19 protein-coding genes are annotated in these 16,735 nt (G+C 68.3%); 7 read left to right on the top strand and 12 right to left on the bottom strand.

The annotated features are described in order from the left end of the window. The first annotated feature begins 21 nt into the window (after positions 1-21). The 3 genes from ON33_RS44250 to ON33_RS07425 all read left to right on the top strand — a co-directional run bounded on the left by ON33_RS44250 (position 22) and on the right by ON33_RS07425 (position 1,985). Positions 22-687 (top strand): monooxygenase family protein, encoded by a 666-nt coding sequence (locus ON33_RS44250; RefSeq protein WP_306307507.1) that lies wholly within the window; start codon positions 22-24, stop codon positions 685-687. Between the two features lie 51 nt (positions 688-738). Further along, positions 739-1,428, top strand: a complete 690-nt coding sequence (locus ON33_RS07430; protein WP_083868687.1) for an arsenate reductase/protein-tyrosine-phosphatase family protein — start codon at positions 739-741, stop codon at positions 1,426-1,428. Positions 1,429-1,622: 194 nt separating this feature from the next. Beyond that, positions 1,623-1,985 (top strand): hypothetical protein, encoded by a 363-nt coding sequence (locus ON33_RS07425; protein WP_245550340.1) that lies wholly within the window; start codon positions 1,623-1,625, stop codon positions 1,983-1,985. Positions 1,986-2,094: 109 nt separating this feature from the next. Here the strand turns inward: ON33_RS07425 and ON33_RS07420 are convergent, their stop codons facing one another. The 9 genes from ON33_RS07420 to ON33_RS07380 form a co-directional block, all read right to left on the bottom strand. Next, the gene (locus ON33_RS07420) at positions 2,095-2,958 is read right to left on the bottom strand and encodes an acyl-CoA thioesterase (protein WP_040857037.1); all 864 of its coding nucleotides are present in this window, start codon (positions 2,956-2,958) and stop codon (positions 2,095-2,097) included. 61 nt (positions 2,959-3,019) lie between these two features. Further along, positions 3,020-4,444 (bottom strand): pyruvate kinase, encoded by a 1,425-nt coding sequence (gene pyk / locus ON33_RS07415; protein ID WP_083868685.1) that lies wholly within the window; start codon positions 4,442-4,444, stop codon positions 3,020-3,022. Positions 4,445-4,945: 501 nt separating this feature from the next. Then, positions 4,946-5,395, bottom strand: coding sequence for a TM2 domain-containing protein (locus ON33_RS07410; protein ID WP_040856845.1), 450 nt, complete (start codon positions 5,393-5,395; stop codon positions 4,946-4,948). Between the two features lie 26 nt (positions 5,396-5,421). Continuing rightward, positions 5,422-6,603: a prolipoprotein diacylglyceryl transferase gene (gene lgt / locus ON33_RS07405; RefSeq protein WP_051151751.1), complete on the bottom strand. Its 1,182-nt coding sequence runs from the start codon at positions 6,601-6,603 to the stop codon at positions 5,422-5,424. A gap of 188 nt (positions 6,604-6,791) precedes the next feature. Beyond that, positions 6,792-7,592 (bottom strand): tryptophan synthase subunit alpha, encoded by an 801-nt coding sequence (trpA, locus tag ON33_RS07400; protein ID WP_040856844.1) that lies wholly within the window; start codon positions 7,590-7,592, stop codon positions 6,792-6,794. Beyond that, positions 7,589-8,875, bottom strand: a complete 1,287-nt coding sequence (trpB, locus tag ON33_RS07395) for a tryptophan synthase subunit beta (protein ID WP_051151750.1) — start codon at positions 8,873-8,875, stop codon at positions 7,589-7,591. The genes trpA and trpB overlap by 4 nt, the downstream gene beginning before the upstream one ends. An 8-nt stretch (positions 8,876-8,883) precedes the next feature. Then, positions 8,884-9,702: an indole-3-glycerol phosphate synthase TrpC gene (gene trpC / locus ON33_RS07390; RefSeq protein ID WP_040856843.1), complete on the bottom strand. Its 819-nt coding sequence runs from the start codon at positions 9,700-9,702 to the stop codon at positions 8,884-8,886. Positions 9,703-9,851: 149 nt separating this feature from the next. Beyond that, positions 9,852-10,748: a TIGR02234 family membrane protein gene (locus ON33_RS07385; RefSeq protein WP_063710954.1), complete on the bottom strand. Its 897-nt coding sequence runs from the start codon at positions 10,746-10,748 to the stop codon at positions 9,852-9,854. Further along, positions 10,745-12,310 carry an anthranilate synthase component I gene (locus ON33_RS07380; RefSeq protein ID WP_083868682.1) on the bottom strand — a complete coding sequence of 522 codons (1,566 nt, stop codon included), beginning with the start codon at positions 12,308-12,310 and terminating at the stop codon, positions 10,745-10,747. Before ON33_RS07380 ends, ON33_RS07385 begins: the two co-directional genes overlap by 4 nt. 200 nt (positions 12,311-12,510) lie before the next feature. Here ON33_RS07380 and ON33_RS07375 point away from each other — a divergent pair, with 200 nt between their 5' ends. The 4 genes from ON33_RS07375 to ON33_RS07360 all read left to right on the top strand — a co-directional run bounded on the left by ON33_RS07375 (position 12,511) and on the right by ON33_RS07360 (position 14,793). Then, the gene (locus ON33_RS07375; protein WP_040856839.1) at positions 12,511-12,816 is read left to right on the top strand and encodes a hypothetical protein; all 306 of its coding nucleotides are present in this window, start codon (positions 12,511-12,513) and stop codon (positions 12,814-12,816) included. Positions 12,817-12,948: 132 nt separating this feature from the next. Then, positions 12,949-13,404: a peroxiredoxin gene (locus tag ON33_RS07370; RefSeq protein WP_040856837.1), complete on the top strand. Its 456-nt coding sequence runs from the start codon at positions 12,949-12,951 to the stop codon at positions 13,402-13,404. Positions 13,405-13,503: 99 nt separating this feature from the next. Then, a complete protein-coding gene (locus ON33_RS07365) occupies positions 13,504-14,106 on the top strand; it encodes a hypothetical protein (RefSeq protein ID WP_063710953.1) in 603 nt (200 codons plus the stop codon). A 180-nt stretch (positions 14,107-14,286) separates the two neighbouring features. After that, complete coding sequence (locus ON33_RS07360) at positions 14,287-14,793, top strand: MarR family winged helix-turn-helix transcriptional regulator (RefSeq protein WP_051151749.1); 507 nt, start codon at positions 14,287-14,289, stop codon at positions 14,791-14,793. Here the strand turns inward: ON33_RS07360 and hisI are convergent. Genes hisI through ON33_RS07345 form a run of 3 tightly spaced genes read right to left on the bottom strand, consistent with a single transcriptional unit; the run spans position 14,790 to position 16,734 of the window. Further along, positions 14,790-15,149: a phosphoribosyl-AMP cyclohydrolase gene (hisI, locus tag ON33_RS07355; RefSeq protein WP_040856836.1), complete on the bottom strand. Its 360-nt coding sequence runs from the start codon at positions 15,147-15,149 to the stop codon at positions 14,790-14,792. The genes ON33_RS07360 and hisI overlap by 4 nt on opposite strands. Continuing rightward, positions 15,146-15,919 carry an imidazole glycerol phosphate synthase subunit HisF gene (gene hisF / locus ON33_RS07350; RefSeq protein ID WP_040856834.1) on the bottom strand — a complete coding sequence of 258 codons (774 nt, stop codon included), beginning with the start codon at positions 15,917-15,919 and terminating at the stop codon, positions 15,146-15,148. The genes hisI and hisF overlap by 4 nt, the downstream gene beginning before the upstream one ends. Then, positions 15,916-16,734, bottom strand: a complete 819-nt coding sequence (locus ON33_RS07345; RefSeq protein ID WP_040856832.1) for an inositol monophosphatase family protein — start codon at positions 16,732-16,734, stop codon at positions 15,916-15,918. Before ON33_RS07345 ends, hisF begins: the two co-directional genes overlap by 4 nt. Position 16,735: the final 1 nt, after the last annotated feature.

The following is a 16,735-nucleotide window of genomic DNA, read 5'->3' as shown; positions in this document are numbered from 1 at the left end:
TCACGAATGCGGGTGGAGAGAATGACCGCGGACCTTTCCGACTATCCGGATCTGGTCGTGATCCTGCTGGGTATGCGGGTGCGCACGCCACGCGGAATCCTGCGGCTGCTGGGTGTCGGCCCCAAGCTGTATCGGTCCCATCACGACCTGCCGGACGGGCTGCTGTCGCACGAGGACGTGGTGTGGTCGCTGTGGCCGCCGCACTGGGGCGCCCGGCAGTACTGGCGGGATCTGGAGAGCCTCGAGCGGTGGACCCGGTCGGAACCGCATCGGCTGTGGTGGCAGCAGTTCCTGCGGGATTCCGGCGGCACCGGATTCTGGCACGAGGCCTACTTCGCCAGGGGCGGAATCGATTCCGTGTACGACGACATGTCCGCGCCCGCCGGGCTGGCCCGGTTCGCCCCGACCGTGCCGGCACGAGGGCGGTTGTTCTCCACGCGAGGGCGGGTGGGCGACACGGCCAATGCCCACGAGGCACCCGAAATCGCGCCCGTGATAACGGAATCCGCGTTGTACGACACCGCGGATATCAATAGCCGTCCGGCTATTGATTTGCCGCACACGAACGGGCATGCTCACATTCCAGGGGCATTGACCTGTTGCCAGTCGGACACTCCGGTAAACGAGAACCAACAGCAGGTGAGCGACATTCGGCTACGCGATGAACATCGCGGTCGAAACGTGTGATTCGGTCACGGAACTGTTTCGAAGCGACAACGGCGGGCATAAGTTATCCGCATGCATGTGCTGTTCGTGTGCAGCGGAAATGTTTGCCGATCCGTCATTGCCGAACGCCTCACACTGGCGGTGGCCGCTGACAACCGACTACAGGAACTGACCGCCGAGAGTGCCGGCGTACGCGCACTGGTCGGATTCCCGGTGGAACCCCTTGCCGCACAGACGATTGTGGGGCTCGGCGGCAACGCCGACAATTTCAAGGCCCGCCGCCTCAAGGCGGAAATGGTGCACCGCGCCGACCTGGTGCTGACCATGACCGAGACGATCCGCGACCAGGTGCGCGATCTCGTGCCCGAGGCGCTGCCCCGCACCTTCACCCTGCTCGAGGCGTACCGGATCGCCAAGGTCAGCGGTGCGCGCACCGTGGTCGGACTGCACGCCGCGCGTAACGATCTGGCGTATGTCGGCCGGGAGAACATCGCCGATCCGGTCGGTCTGTCAGCGCAGCAGTTCTGCGATGTCGGCGACCGCATCGCCGAGGCCCTGGTCCCGCTGCTGCTGGCCCTGCACGCCCATCAGCATCCGCAGGCCACCCTGCGCCCGCGCAGCGCCGCGGACGGGCAGCCGGCGTTGCTGGTTATCGACGGCGGACGCGGCGAGCAGAGCCGGCGGCCCGAATACCAGCGGCCGGCCGAATACTCCGGGCCGGCAGTCGAACCGGCCCGGCGCGCGGCGGAATCCGCCGGATAGCAGGCAAATCCGGTATTCTTGGCGTCGAACCCCCGCGTGTCAATACACCTTGCTGCCTGGTTGGTCCAGTAAGGGATTACACTCTCGCGCGGAACACCTATCCGTTCCGCCGAACACCACTGTCGGTGGTTCGACACAAGAACAGGACCAAGGACATGCCGAAGCGAATTTCGGATGTTTCGCTCCATGTTTACGTGACACCTCAGACCCTGCACCGCGTCACCGAGACGGTGTGCCGCGTGGTCGATGAATACGTCGCCGATCGAGATATCTTCGCGTGGCGCTTCACCCTGCCGGTGGAGTGCGACGATCCCACCCACACCGTGCTCGAAACCCAATGGCGGCTGGATCATCCCGGTGCCGAACCGGGCGACCGCCGCACCTTCGAGATCGCGCTGAGTCTCGTGGGCGAGGCCCGTCAACTGACCAAGGCGGGCATCGCCAAGCTGGAACAGCGGCTGGTGCTCGAACTGTCCGCCGATGAGCCGATCCCCTACATCGTGCACGCGCTGCAGCGGGAGAACTTCGACCTCGAAGAGAACCGCGAGCTGATCTGACTCTCAGGCTCTCAGGGGTCCCCGGAAGATTTCGGGGCTCCGCCCCGGACCCCGAGGACACATCGGGCCGCACCCGAGGGGTACGGCCCGTTCCAGCATGTGTGTCGGCTCAGCGCCGCGCCGGGAAGTGGCGAATCACGCCTTCCTGCACGGTCGTCGCGAGCAGGTCGCCGTTCTGCGCGTAGAAATGCCCACGGGCCAGGCCGCGCGAACCCGCCGCCACCGGGGACTCGGTCGCGTACAGCGACCAGTCGTCGAAGCGGAAGGGCCGGTGGAACCAGATGGAGTGGTTCACCGTGGCCGCGATGATGCGGTCCCAGCCCCAGGACAGCCCGTGCGTGGTGATGATGGAGTCCAGCACGGTGGTGTCCGACGAATACGCCAGCGCCGCAACGTGAATCAGCGGATCGTCGGGCAGCGCGCCGTCGGTGCGCATCCACACCCGGTTGTGACCGAGGCTCTCGCCCTTGCCCTTGAGGATCCAGGCCGGGTCGTTCGTGTAGCGCATCTCGATGGGATGCGGTGCGTTCACGAACATCTGGAGCTTGTCCTCCATGCCCGCGAACGAATCCTCCACGCGGGGAAGGTCATCCGGCCCGGGCACGTCGGGCAGGGGCGCCCCGTGCTCGAGCCCCTTGCCCCAGTCCTGGAAGGCGGCGAGCATGACGAACAGCTCCTGCCCGTCCTGGTACGCCGTGACCGTGCGGTTGGCGATGGAGCGGCCGTCCCGATGCCGATCGACGTGATATTCGATCGGCTGCTTCGGGTCCCCGCCGCGCACGAAGTGCGCGTTGACCGCGTGGATCGGACGCTCCGGGCCCACCGTGCGCCCCGCGGCGATGATCGCCTGCGAGACCAGCTGGCCGCCGAACGTGCGGCTCCATACCTTCTCCGGATGCTGACCGATGAAGATGTCGGGTCCGTTCTCCTCGAGATCCAGCAGGCGCAGCAGCTCCCGCAGATCATCGGACAGACCGGCCCCCTCGGGGTCCGCGACGACGTCCGGAGACGTCTCGTCCAGCGACGCACTCAAACTAGTGGTCCTCCTCGCCGATGCGATGCACGTGGATCAGGTTGGTGGACCCGACAGTACCCGGCGGCGAGCCGGCCACGATGACCACCAGGTCACCCTTCTTGTACCGGCCGATCGAGAGCAACGCGTTGTCCACCTGGTGGATCATCTCGTCGGTCGTGCCCACCGGAGGAACGATGAACGTTTCCACGCCCCACGTCAAGGCCAGCTGACTGCGAATCGCGGCCTGCGGGGTGAAGGCCAGCAGCGGCAGCGGGGTGTGCAGGCGGGCCAGACGGCGCACCGTGTCACCGGACTGCGTGAACGCAACCAGCGCTTTGGCATTCAACCGCTCGCCGATGTCGCGGGCGGCGTAGGAGATGACACCGCGCTTGGTCCGCGGCACGTGGGTCAGCGGCGGCACCCGGGTCGAGGACTCGGATTCCACGGCGTGCACGATGCGGGCCATGGTGCGCACGGCCTCGATCGGGTAGTCGCCGACCGAGGTCTCACCGGAGAGCATGACCGCGTCGGCGCCGTCGAGCACCGCGTTGGCCACGTCGGAGGCCTCGGCGCGGGTCGGGCGGGAGTTGGTGATCATGGACTCCAGCATCTGGGTGGCCACGATGACCGGCTTGGCGTTCTCGCGCGCCATCTGGACCGCGCGCTTCTGCACCAGCGGCACCTGCTCGAGCGGCAGCTCGACGCCGAGGTCGCCGCGGGCGACCATGATGGCGTCGAAGGCCAGCACGATGGCCTCCAGATTGTCGATGGCTTCGGGCTTTTCGAGCTTGCCGATGACCGGCACCCGGCGGCCCACGCGATCCATGATGTCGTGCACCAGCTCCACGTCGGAGGGCGAACGCACGAAGGACAGCGCGATGAAGTCCACGCCCAGGTTCAGGGCGAATTCCAGGTCGTCGATGTCCTTCTCGGACAGCGCGGGCACGGACACGTCCATGCCGGGCAGCGAGACGCCCTTGTTGTTGGAGACGGGGCCGCCCTCGGTGACCCGGCAGATGACGTCGTTGTCCTCGACGCGCAGCACGGTCAGCCCGACCTTGCCGTCGTCCACGAGCAGCCGGTCGCCGGGCTTGGCGTCCTTGGCGAGGTGTTTGTAGGTGGTGGAAACCCGGTCGTGAGTTCCTACGATGTCGTCGACGGTGATACGGACTTCCTCGCCGGTGTTCCAGACGGTCTTGCCGTCGCCCCCGAACCGGCCCAGCCGGATCTTCGGGCCTTGCAGGTCGGCGAGGATGCCGACAGCGCGGCCGGCCGTATCGCTGGCAGCGCGCACCTTCTTGTAGTTCTCGGCATGATCGGAGTGCTCGCCGTGGCTGAAGTTCAGGCGCGCAACGTCCATGCCACTTTCGACGAGCTCACGAATCCGGTCCTCGGATGACACTGCTGGTCCGAGGGTGCACACAATCTTCGTTCGTCGCATCACGGGTTAAACCCTAGACCTGTGACAACCCTCATGCCGAGCCCGGCACACACATATACGGTTCTCGTAAGCGGCCGTTCAGCTAATTGCTGGCCCCGGCCCATGGCCGCAGTTCAGCCGCGGCTGTTCGCGGCCCTGTCACCTCGGTCTTCCCCGCTCCGCTCCGCCGCTGCGCTCCACCGCTCCGCCGGTCCAGGGCGAGGCGGGCCGCGAACTTTCAGCGCCGCATGTCTCGCCAACCGAGTTTCGAGACGGGTCCGGCCGACGCCGAAGATGGGGCGGATTACCCAGCAGTAGACGGCCACAATTCCGTAGAGGGCGAAGAAGTCGAAGGTGGGGCGGCGGCCATCTGGGCGATGCGCAACAATTCGGCGACCAGGATGGCGGAGGCTGGGACGCCAATCCTCACGTTGCGCGGAAATCTGGTGTGAACTCGCGCCCGGCGATAAGCGGGAACGGCCGCCACTCGATCGAGTGGCGGCCGTGGACACGGAGGTGTCGTCGTCAGTCGCGCAGCGGACGCCCCTGCAGGTCCGGAACCTTGCCGGTGAGCATGAGGATGCCGTCGATCAACGACCAGATCCCGCAGCCGCCGCAGGTGATCAGCTGCAGCACGCCGATCGTGGTGTAGCCCAGGTAGAACCGGCCGACTCCGAAGTGGCCGACGAAGATCTGCAGCAGGCCCGCGGTGAGCTTGCTCTTGTCCGAGAACGGAACTCCGAACGGATCGCGGCCGAACGGGGCTTCCGGGTCACCGCCGTACGGCCCGGCCGAACCCGGGATCGGGTACGGCGCGGGCTGGCCCAAGGGCTGGCCGTACGGCTGATCCGGGTGCGCGAAGGGCTGGCCCGGGTACGGCTGCTGGCCGTAGGGCTGCCCGTACTGCGGGCCGGTGCCGGGGACGCCGTACTGCGGCCCGTCCTGCGGCTGCTGCGGGTTGAATGGGTCGGTCACTGTGGTGTCCCCCTCCTGAATGGCGGTCAGGAGCCATTCTTGCCGGACTCGACCGGCTTCGCCTGGTCGGCCGCTGCGGATTCCTCATCGTCCGGCTCGGAATCACCGGTTTCGGAGGAGTTATCGTTCTTGGTCTCGGATTCGTTGCCGGAGTCGGGCGATTCGGACTCGGCCTGCTCGGCGGGCTCCCCCGCCTCGGGCTCGCTTTCCTCGGCGGTTGCCTCGGCCGCCGAATCTGCTGCGGCCGTAGTGGTTTCCGCCGGCGTACCGGTCGCCCCGTAGGCCCGCAGCGCGCCGAACTGCCACGGCCAGGGGCGATCCGCTCCGGCGCGGATCTGCTCGGCGGTCTCGCGCCCCTTGGTGGCGAAGAGGAAATAGGCCACGGCGCAGACGAATACGATCGCCGAGGTGAAGGTGTTGATGCGGAGACCGAGGACGTGGGTGGCCTCGTCGTCGCGCAGCAGCTCCACGAAGAAGCGGCCGAAGCAGTAGACCGCCACATAGAGCGCGAACAGGCGGCCGTGGCCGATGCGGAACTTGCGGTCCGCGTAGAGCAGGATCCCCACGCCGATCAGGTTCCAGATCAGCTCGTAGAGGAAGGTCGGCTGCACGATCTTCTCGGCCGCGCCCGCGGCGGTGCCGTTCATCATGTCCAGCTGGCCGCTGTGGTCGTAGCGCAGGTAGATCTCCAGGCCCCACGGCACCTTGGTCTCGCGGCCGTAGAGCTCCTGGTTGAAGTAGTTGCCGAGCCGGCCGATGGCCTGGGCCAGCAGGATGCCGGGCGCGATGGCGTCGCCGAAGGCGGGCAATGGAATCCGGTACACCCGGCAGCCGATCCAGGCGCCGATGCCGCCGAGCAGCACCGCGCCCCAGATGCCGAGGCCGCCCTCCCAGATCTTGAGCGCGTTGATGGGGTGACCGCCGGCGCCGAAGTACTTCTGCCAGTCGGTGGCGACGTGGTAGAGCCGCCCGCCGATCAGGCCGAAGGGCACCGCGAACATGGCCACGTCGAGCACCATGCCGGTCTGGCCGCCGCGCGCCACCCAGCGCTTCTCACCCAGCCAGATGGCCGCGATGATGCCGAGGATGATGCAGATGGCGTACGCCCGCAGCGGGAACGGCCCGAGGTTCCACACGCCGCGCGGCGGGCTGGGAATGTAGGCCAGGACATCGGCGCCGGTGCTCTCGGCAAGGGCTCGTAAGGTCACGGGTCCCCACCGTAGCCCAACAGGCAGCTGGTGCGCCGCCTCAGGGCGGCGCGCTGTGTCGAATTCATGCGCGAGCCTCCCAGCGAACATTCGGCAACACAACGGATATCCGAGCGCGCCCGGCACGGTCCCGCCCATGCGAAAGGGTGCGTACCGCATTCGGCACGCACCCTTCGAGCTGTGGCGGTCTAGGAGGTGACCGCCGCCGAGCGGACGCCCTGCGCCAGTTCCTCGGTCAGCGCCCGGACCGCGTCCAGGCCCTGCGCGGCCGCCGACACCAGGGCCGAGCCCACGATGACACCGTCGGCGTAGGAGGCGATTTCGGCCGCCTGCGCGCCATTGCGCACACCCAGGCCGACGCCGATCGGAATGTCGGAGTGGGCGCGGATGCGGGCGCACAGCGCGGGCGCCATGGACGAGACCGCGTCGCGGGCGCCGGTGACGCCCATGGTCGAGGCCGCGTACACGAAACCCTTTGTCGCCTCCAGGGTCTTGACCAGCCGCTCCTCGGTGGAGGACGGCGCGACCAGGAAGATACGGTCCAGGTTGTGGGTGGCGGACGCCACGAACCAGTCGTCGGCCTCCTCCGGAATCAGGTTGGGGGTGATCAGGCCCAGGCCGCCGGCCGCCGCGAGGTCACGGGAGAAGGTGTCCACGCCGTACTTCAGCACCGGATTCCAGTAGGTCATGACGACGGCCTTGCCGCCCGCCTGCGAGATGGCCTCCACGACCTTGAACACGTCGCGCACCCGGACACCGCCGGCGAGCGCCTGCTCGGTGGCGTGCTGGATGGTCGGGCCGTCCATCACCGGATCGGAATAGGCGATGCCGACTTCGATGATGTCGCAACCGGATTCGACCATGGCGCGGCACGCGTCGATGGAACCCTGCACATCCGGGTAGCCGGCGGGCAGGTAGCCGATGAGCGCGGCGCGGTTCTCCTCGCGGCAGGCCGCGAAGGTATTGGCGAGACGGGACTGCTGGCTCACTGGGCTTCCCCCTCGGGCTTGTCGAACAGCCCGAACCACTGGGCAGCCGTGTCCATGTCCTTGTCACCGCGGCCGGACAGATTCACCAGAATGATCTTGCCCGCACCCAGTTCCCGGCCCAGCTGCACCGCGCCCGCCACGGCGTGCGCGGACTCGATGGCCGGGATGATGCCCTCGGCGCGGCTCAGCAGCAGCAGCGCGTCCATCGCCTCGGTGTCGGTGATCGGGTAGTACTCCGCCCGGCCGATGTCCTTGAGGTAGGCGTGCTCCGGGCCGACGCCCGGGTAGTCCAGACCCGCTGAGATGGAATGGGATTCGACGGTCTGCCCATCCTCGTCCTGCAGCAGGTACGAGTACGCGCCCTGGAAGGCGCCGGGGGTGCCACCGGTGAAAGTGGCTGCGTGACGGCCGGTTTCGACGCCGTCACCGGCGGCCTCGTAGCCGATCAGGCGCACGTCCGGATCGTCGATGAAAGCGTGGAAGATGCCGATGGCATTGGAACCGCCACCGACACAGGCGGTCACCGCGTCGGGCAGGCGCCCGGTGTGGTCCTGGATCTGCTTGCGCGCCTCCAGTCCGATGATGCGCTGGAAGTCGCGCACCATGAGCGGGAACGGGTGCGGGCCCGCGGCGGTGCCGAAGCAGTAGTAGGTCTCGTCGGCATTGGTGACCCAGTCGCGCAGCGCCTCATTGATGGCGTCCTTCAGCGTCTGCGAACCCGTTGTCACACTGATGACTTCGGCGCCGAGCAGGCGCATGCGGGCCACGTTCAGCTGCTGGCGCACGGTGTCGACCGCGCCCATGTAGATGACGCACTGCAGGCCGAGCAGCGCGCACGCGGTGGCGGTGGCGACGCCGTGCTGGCCCGCGCCGGTCTCGGCGATGACCCGGGTCTTGTTCATGCGCTTGGCCAGCAGCACCTGGCCGAGCACGTTGTTGATTTTGTGAGAACCGGTGTGGTTCAGGTCTTCCCGCTTCAGGAAGATGCGCGCGCCGCCCGCGTGCTGGGCCAGGTTCTTGCACTCGAACACCGGCGACGGGCGGCCGGTGTAGTCGCGCTGCAGGCGGTCCAGCTCGTCGAGGAAGCTCGGATCCACCCGGCACTTGTCGTATTCGGCGGTGACCTCTTCGATCACGGCCATCAGCGCTTCGGGCACGTGGCGTCCGCCGTACACGCCGAAGTGCCCGCCCAGATCGGGTTCATGGCTCTTGTGCGCGACGCCGTCGCTGGCCTGCGGCAGGCCGAGAGTGTTCTTGCCCGAGAGTTTTTCAGTCTGTGTCATCGGCTCTTTCACCGTCCCCGGCGCACCGGTTTCGGGCAGGACGGGTGGGTTCCGGCGGTCACCAGTTCGGCCACCGCGGCGCGCGGGTCGCCGCTGGTCACCAGGCCCTCGCCGACGAGCACGGCGTCCGCGCCCGCGCCCGCGTAGGCCAGCAGGTCGGCGGTGCCGCGGATGCCGGACTCGGCCACCCGGATCACTTCGCTGGGCAGGCCGGGGGCGATGCGCGCGAACACATCCCGGTCCACCTCGAGGGTCTTGAGGTTGCGGGCGTTCACGCCGATCACGCTGGCGCCGGCCTCGAGGGCGCGGTCGGCCTCCTCCTCGGTGTGCACCTCGACCAGCGCGGTCATTCCGAGCGATTCGGTGCGGTCGATGAGGGAGGACAGCACGTCCTGTTCCAGGGCGGCGACGATCAGCAGGATCACGTCCGCGCCGTGGGCGCGGGCCTCGTGAATCTGGTACGGCCCGACGATGAAGTCCTTGCGCAGGATCGGGATGTCGACCGCCGTGCGGACCGCGTCGAGATCCGCCAGGGAACCACCGAAACGGCGCTGCTCGGTCAGCACGCTGATGATGCGCGCGCCACCGTCCTCGTAGGCCCGGGCCAGGTCGGCGGGGTTCGGGATGTCGGCGATCGCGCCCTTGGACGGGCTGGAGCGCTTCACCTCGGCGATCACGCCGATGCCCTCCGCGTGCAACGCGGCCTTGGCGTCACGCGGGGACTTGGCCTGCGCGGCGGCTGCCTTCACGGCCTGGAAATCCAGAAGGGCTTCCCGAGCGGCCACATCCGCGCGGACCCCGTCGAGAATCGAGTCGAGTACCGTCATCTGGCTCGAATCCTTTCTGGGGAGACGGACTTGCTGCCTGAGAATCCCCCCAGGCGCTGTCTCACCGATGCTGATAAAGAGTAAATGGCTATGTTCCCGTGCTTGACAGCGGGGCGGGTACCGGCGACGCTGCCGGTCCCCCACCCAGCTCAGGGGCGGTTGTCGCGCGCTGTCCCGTTACCCGGATCATCGTGCGCGGCAGGGCGATTGGTTTCATCGTCGGTCGGGTCCACACCCTCGTCGAGGGCGTCCCACAGCACGCGGCCCGACAACTGCGTATCGGCGGCCGGATGTGACCCGGATTCCGGGTCCCGAACCCGGGCGTGATGTGCGGCAACCTGCTCGGCCGCCGACAGCTTCCGCGCGGCGGGGCTGTCGTACTTGCCGGACATGCGGGTCGTCCCGGACGACTGCCGGACGAGGAGCAGTCCGGCCACGAACGCGGCCACCGCGCCCGCCAGCGCCACCACGGCGGGCAGCGTCGAGGTCGTCACCGCGCCCGCGTGATCACCCCCGTGCAGTTCGGCCAGGCGCGTCGCGCGATCGGTGGTCCCCTTGTGCATGAGCAGGGCGTACCCGGGCACCGCGGACACCGCCGCCAGCACCGCGACCACCACGCCGACCCCGCGCCGCCACCAGCCGTGGGTGGCGAACACCGCCGCAATGGTGGCCAGGAAGACCAGCGCCAGCGGGGTCAACGCCCCGAACCAGACACCGCCGTTGAGCTCCCGGTGACGCGGCAGGCCATAGTCGCTGGTGATCTCGATCCGGGCCCAGTTCATCCGCGACGAGCCCCAGAGCAGGGCCGCCGCGACCGCCAGCAGGGCCACCGCCACGATCGGCCGCGGCCGCTTCGCGGTACTCGCGGTCTTCGCCGCGGCTTCCGCCTCGGCCAGATCCGCCGCCTGCGCCTGCTCGGCGATGCTCGGGGTCGCCGGCTCCGAGTCGGGCGCCGCCGCACCGGATCTCACGGAATCCGCGTCCGGCGGGCGCGAGTCGGGCTGCGCCCCTGCGGCTTCCGTGGCGTCCGGATCCGGATCGCTCATTGATCCGCGCCGTTCGGGCGGTAGGCGCGTACGGTCTCGGCGGCGGCGATGGCCTTGAGGACGGCCATGGCCTTGTTGCGGGACTCGACGTCCTCGTAGTCCGGGTCGGAGTCGGCGACGATGCCGGCGCCGGCCTGGACGTAGGCGGTGCCGCCCTTGAGCAGGGCGGTGCGGATGGCGATGGCGGTGTCGGCGTCACCGGCGAAGTCCAGGTAGCCGACCACGCCCGCGTAGACGCCGCGGCGGGTGGGCTCGAGCTCTTCGATCAGCTCCATGGCGCGGACCTTGGGCGCGCCCGACAGAGTGCCTGCGGGGAAGCAGGCCTGGACCGCGTCGAGGGCGACCTTGCCGGCGCGCAGCCGGCCGGACACCGTGGACACCAGGTGCATGACGTGCGAGTAGCGCTCGACATGGCGGTATTCGGTGACCTTCACGGTGCCGGGCTCGCAGACCCGGCCCAGGTCGTTGCGGCCGAGATCGACGAGCATGAGGTGCTCGGCGTTCTCCTTCTCGTCCGCCAGCAGGCCCTTCTCGAGCAGGAGGTCGTCCTCCTCGGTGACGCCGCGCCACCGGGTGCCCGCGATCGGGTGGGTGGTGGCCACGCCGTCCTTCACCGTCACCAGCGATTCGGGGCTGGAACCGACGATGGAGAACGCGGTGCCGCCGGACCCGTCCGGAATGTGCATGAGGTACATGTACGGGCTCGGGTTGGAGGCCCGCAGCATGCGGTAGAGGTCCAGCGGGGTGCCCTGGTAGTCCATCTCGAAGCGCTGCGACAGCACCACCTGGAACGCCTCGCCCGCCTCGATCTCCTTCACGAGCCGGCGTACGCCCGCGCCGAACTCGTCGGAGGTGCGCTGCCGGCGGTAGTTCGGCTCGGGGCGGTCGAACACCGAGACGGTGGAGTCGGCGGGGGCGGCCAGGGCCTCGGTCATGCGGTCCAGTCGGGCCACCGCGTCGCTGTAGGCGGCGTCCACATGCTCGTCGGTGCCGTTCCAGTTGACGGCATTGGCGATGAGGGTGATCGCGCCCTCGTGGTGGTCGAAGGCGGCCAGGTCGGTGGCCAGCATCAGGACCAGCTCGGGGACCTGCAGGTCGTCGATGGCCAGGCTGGGCAGGCGTTCGAGGCGGCGGACGGTGTCGTAGCCGAGGTAGCCGACCAGGCCGCCGGTCAGCGGCGGCAGACCGGGCAGCCGCTCGGTGCGCAGCACCTGCAGGGACTCGCGCAGCGCGGCGAGCGGGTCGCCGCCCACCGGCGCGTCGGCCGGGGTCTGGCCGAGCCAGGCCGCCTCGCCGTCGATCACGGTCAGCGCGCTGGGGCTGCCCGCGCCGATGAACGACCATCGCGACCACGAGCGGCCGTTCTCCGCCGATTCCAGCAGGAACGTACCGGGGCGGTCCGCGGCCAGTTTGCGGTAGGCCGAGAGCGGAGTCTCGGAGTCCGCCAACACCTTTCGGACCACCGGGACCACCCGGTGGTCGGCCGCGAGCGCCCGGAACTGCTCCCGGGAGGTGGTGGTATCGATAGCCGCGTTCAGAGGCAAACCATGCGCGCCGTGCATTCGCCCATCATTCCAGGCCCGTCCGGCGCCATCTAAATCGCGTTCCCCGCCCAGCCGAACGGGCGGCCGTGGCGAATACCCGAAGCGGTCATCACTGCACTCGCGGCGGTCCCCACCGGCGGGATCGTCGTCACCGCTCCGGCAGCGGGATGGAGAGGTCGCACGCGGTTATCCCCATTTTCGAGAGGAGTTCAACACAGATGTACCCCTCGCAACCGATGGCACCGGAGGCCCCCCGGCACGCGCCTCCGCAGCTGGCTCCGGGCGTGATGCCCGGCCAGGTGCCGCGGATGATGAATATGAACCCGGGCGGGAGATCCTCCGCCATCGCCTCGTTCGTGACCTACGTGAAGGCCCTGGAGGCGCTGGATCGGCGCAGCTTCCCGGACGAGTACGCCGAGCACAGCGACCGCATCCGGGAGCTCGAGCCGTTCCTGCGCGCCCACGGCATCCTCGACGTCATGGATATCAAGAACCCGGAGGTCGCCGCGATGCTCGGCGTGTGAGCCGAGCATCGCGGCGGGTGAGCGCGGACCGGCGCCCGGTGTCGGGGTGGTTGGGGGCTCCGGGGCAATCCCCCGGAACCCCAGGCAATTTCAGATAGCTCGTGCGCGATGAATTAGGGGTAGGGTGCGGGTATGAAGGTTGGTCAGATCGCGCCCAATTTCGAACTCGCGGATCAGTCGGGGACCGTGCGGTCACTCGAATCACTGCTCGCGGACGGGCCCGTGGTGTTGTTCTTCTATCCCGCGGCGAATACGCCGGTGTGCACGGCCGAGGCCTGCCACTTCCGGGATCTGGCAACCGAATTCAAGGCCGCCGGGGCCAACTGCGTGGGCATCAGCGCGGATTCGGTCGAGGTGCAGTCCGGGTTCGCGGAGAAGCAGGGCCTGAGCTATCCGGTGCTGTCCGATCCCGGAGCCGAGGTGGCCGCCGAGTTCGGCGTGAAGCGGGGCCTGCTGGGCGCGCTGGTGCCGGTGAAGCGGACCACCTTCGTCATCGATCCGGACCGGACCGTCGCCAAGATCATCAACAGCGAGATGCGCGCGAACGTGCACGCCGACGAGGCGCTGAGGTTCCTGCGCGAGCGCTGATCAGTTTCCTCCGCGAGCGCTGATCGGCCGGGCGGCTCCCCCGCACCCACCACAGCGTGGTTCCTGCGCTCGCCGACAATTCGGACATACGCTGGGCGCATGACTACGCCCGGCACCGAGCAGGAGCGAAAGCCTTCAACCTTCGTCACGTGGCGCAATCGCATCATCATCGGTGTGGTGGCCGCGGTGGTGCTGTGGCTGGCGTATTTGATCCTGGCGGCGTTCCTGCCACGGTGGTGGGCGCAGCGCATCGGCGAAAGCGTGAGCGGGAGTTTCGCGAAAGGCATCTGGTACGGCCTGCTGATGGGTCTGCTGTGCACCGCGCTACCGCTGTTTCTGACGCTGGCGGCGGGACTCGGCTGGCGCAAACGAGGTGGTCGGTTCATCGCCGGCGGCGCGGCCGTGCTGGCACTCGTCACCGTCATCCCGAATTTATTGACGCTGACCATTGTGTGGGGCAACTCCAATGCCGCACACGCCGGTGAGCGCATTCTCGATGTCGATGCGCCGGGATTCCGCGGCGCCGCGCTGGCGGGCGCGATCGTGGCCGCGGTGCTGTTGCTGCTGGTGGCATTCGTCTTGCTGCGCAGGCGATTCCGGCGGTACCGCGCCGAACACCGGCAGGCCGGCCGGACCGAATCGGAAAAGCCTCGCGTAGAGCCCGGAACACCGGCAAATCCTCCCGAACTCGGCACGAACTGAATCCACTCGGGACACCCGTGATCGATGTCACGTCATTCAGCAACACCGTGACTGGCGAGCGAAATCGTGGCAAACTTTGACGAGCGAGTGACTCGTTCGATGCTGTATCGCAGACTCTCCCATCGGCCGGCACAACACGTCACTCGGCTGCACGAGAGGGCGAGCACGGTGACCAGGTGGATGAATCCCATGGAACAGCGAGCTTGGCGTACGCTTGTCGCGCTCACGACCAGACTTCCCGCCGCGTTGGATACCCAGCTGCAACGCGAGTCCGGGATTACCCATTTCGAATACTTCGTAATGACTCTGCTCTCCGAAGAACCAGGTCACCGATTGCAGCTCAGTGAGCTCGCGCAAAAAGCAAACGCATCGCTATCGCGGCTCTCGCATGTGGTGTCCAAACTCGAACGGCTGGGCTGGGCCGAGCGCGTCACCATTGCCGGACGTCGCGGGGCGCAGGCGGTGCTGACCGACGCCGGATATCAGAAGATCACCGAGGCCGCGCCCGGGTATCTGGAATGCGTGCGCGGCCTGGTGTTCGACGGACTGGACGCCGAGCAGATCATGCAGCTGCTCACATTGGGCGAGACGCTGGTGGCCCAGCTGGACAAGGGCATGGCCCGCGGGCTCGGCCGCTCCGGGCGGCCGATCTCGCATCTGGACGTCAGCTCACCGGACACCGACTAGAGCAGCGAATCACCCTGCGACAGCAGCACATCGGTGTCGAAGCAGGTGTGGGTACCGGTGTGGCAGGCCGCACCCTCCTGGTCGACGACGAGCAGCACGGTGTCGCCGTCGCAGTCCAGCCGTACCTCGTGCACGTACTGGGTGTGGCCGGAGGTCTCGCCCTTGACCCAGTACTGCTGCCGCGAGCGCGAATAGTAGGTGCCCTTGCGGGTTTCCAGGGTCCGGGCCAGCGCCTCATCGTCCATCCACGCCATCATGAGCACATCGCCGGTGCTCTTCTCCTGCGCGATGGCGGCGAACAGGCCGTCGGAGTTGCGCTTGAGGCGAGCCGCGATCGCGGGATCCAGGGTGCTCATCGGACGGTGATTCCTTCCGCGCGCATGGCGTCCTTGACCTGACCGATGGTGAGGTCGCCGAAGTGGAAGACGCTGGCGGCCAGCACCGCGTCCGCACCCGACCGCACGGCCGGGGCGAAGTCCTCGACCTTGCCCGCGCCGCCGGAGGCGATGACCGGCACCGAGACCGCGGCGCGCACCGCGCGGATCATGGTCAGGTCGAAACCGGCCTTGGTGCCGTCGGCGTCCATGGAGTTGAGCAGGATCTCGCCGACGCCCAATTCGGCTCCGCGCACGGCCCATTCGACGGCGTCGATGCCGGTGCCGCGCTTGCCGCCGTGGGTGGTGACCTCCCAGCCGGACTGAGTCGGGTCCTGGCCCTCGGGCACGGTGCGGGCGTCGACCGACAGCACGATGCACTGCGAGCCGAAACGCTCCGACATCTCGCGCAGCACCTCGGGGCGGGCGATGGCGGCGGTGTTCACCGACACCTTGTCCGCGCCGGCGCGCAGCAGCCGGTCCACGTCCTCGACGGTGCGCACGCCGCCGCCGACGGTGAGCGGGATGAAGATCTGCTCGGCGGTCCGGGTGACCACGTCGATCATGGTGCCGCGGTCGCCGGTGGAGGCGGTGACGTCGAGGAAGGTCAGCTCGTCGGCGCCCTGGGCGTCGTAGGCGGCCGCGAGTTCGACGGGATCGCCCGCGTCCCTGAGGTTTTCGAAGTTGACGCCCTTGACCACGCGCCCGGCGTCCACATCCAGGCACGGAATCACGCGTACGGCCAAACTCATTGCTCTGCCTCTCCTCGGACCCGATCGGCGGTGTCCGCGATCAGGTCCAGTAGTTCCTCGTGCACGCCGGGGGCGGCGGCCAGCACCGAACCGGATTCGATGGTCCAGTCCTTGCCCAGCAGGTCGGTGACCACCCCGCCCGCGGCCCGGACCAGTACCACGCCCGCCGCGTTGTCCCACGGATGATGTCCGAACACCACGGCGCCGCCCAGAATTCCGGAGGCGGTGTAGGCCAGGTCGATGCCGGTCGAGCCGTACATGCGCTGCCGACCGGAGAGCCGGCTCAGCGCACCCAGCAGGTTGAAGCGGAAGATGCCCGGAATGCGGCCCGCCCCATCGATATTGAAGCTGCCGAAGCTGATCATGGCGGTGGCCAGCTTGGCGGGCGCCAGCCGCGGCAGCGGGGTGCCGTTGAGCAACAGCGGGCCGCCGGCGACGGCCGCGTAGCGCTGGCCCAGGATGGGCAGCCAGGTCAGGCCGATGACGGGGACGCCGTCGCGCACCAGCGAGAGCAGCATGCCGCACATGGGACTGCCAGCCGAGTAGTTGAAGGTGCCGTCGATCGGGTCGAGCACCCAGGCGGTGCCCGAGGTCAGCTTCGGGCCGCCGAATTCCTCGCCGTGCACCGGGATTCCGGTGCGCTCACTCAGACGCTGGGAGATGGTGCGTTCGAGTTCCAGGTCGAGTTCGGTGGCGAAGTCGTTGCGTCCCTTCTCGACCGCGCTCGGCGCCCCGATGCCCTCGACGAAACGCGGTGCGGCGGAGTCGAGCACCGCGCCGGCGGTGCCGAGCAGTTCGGCGAGTTCGGCGGCCATG

This window comes from Nocardia niigatensis NBRC 100131, assembly GCF_000308655.1.
GTDB lineage: Bacteria > Actinomycetota > Actinomycetes > Mycobacteriales > Mycobacteriaceae > Nocardia > Nocardia niigatensis.
This window is presented reverse-complemented; position numbering and strand designations above follow the sequence as displayed.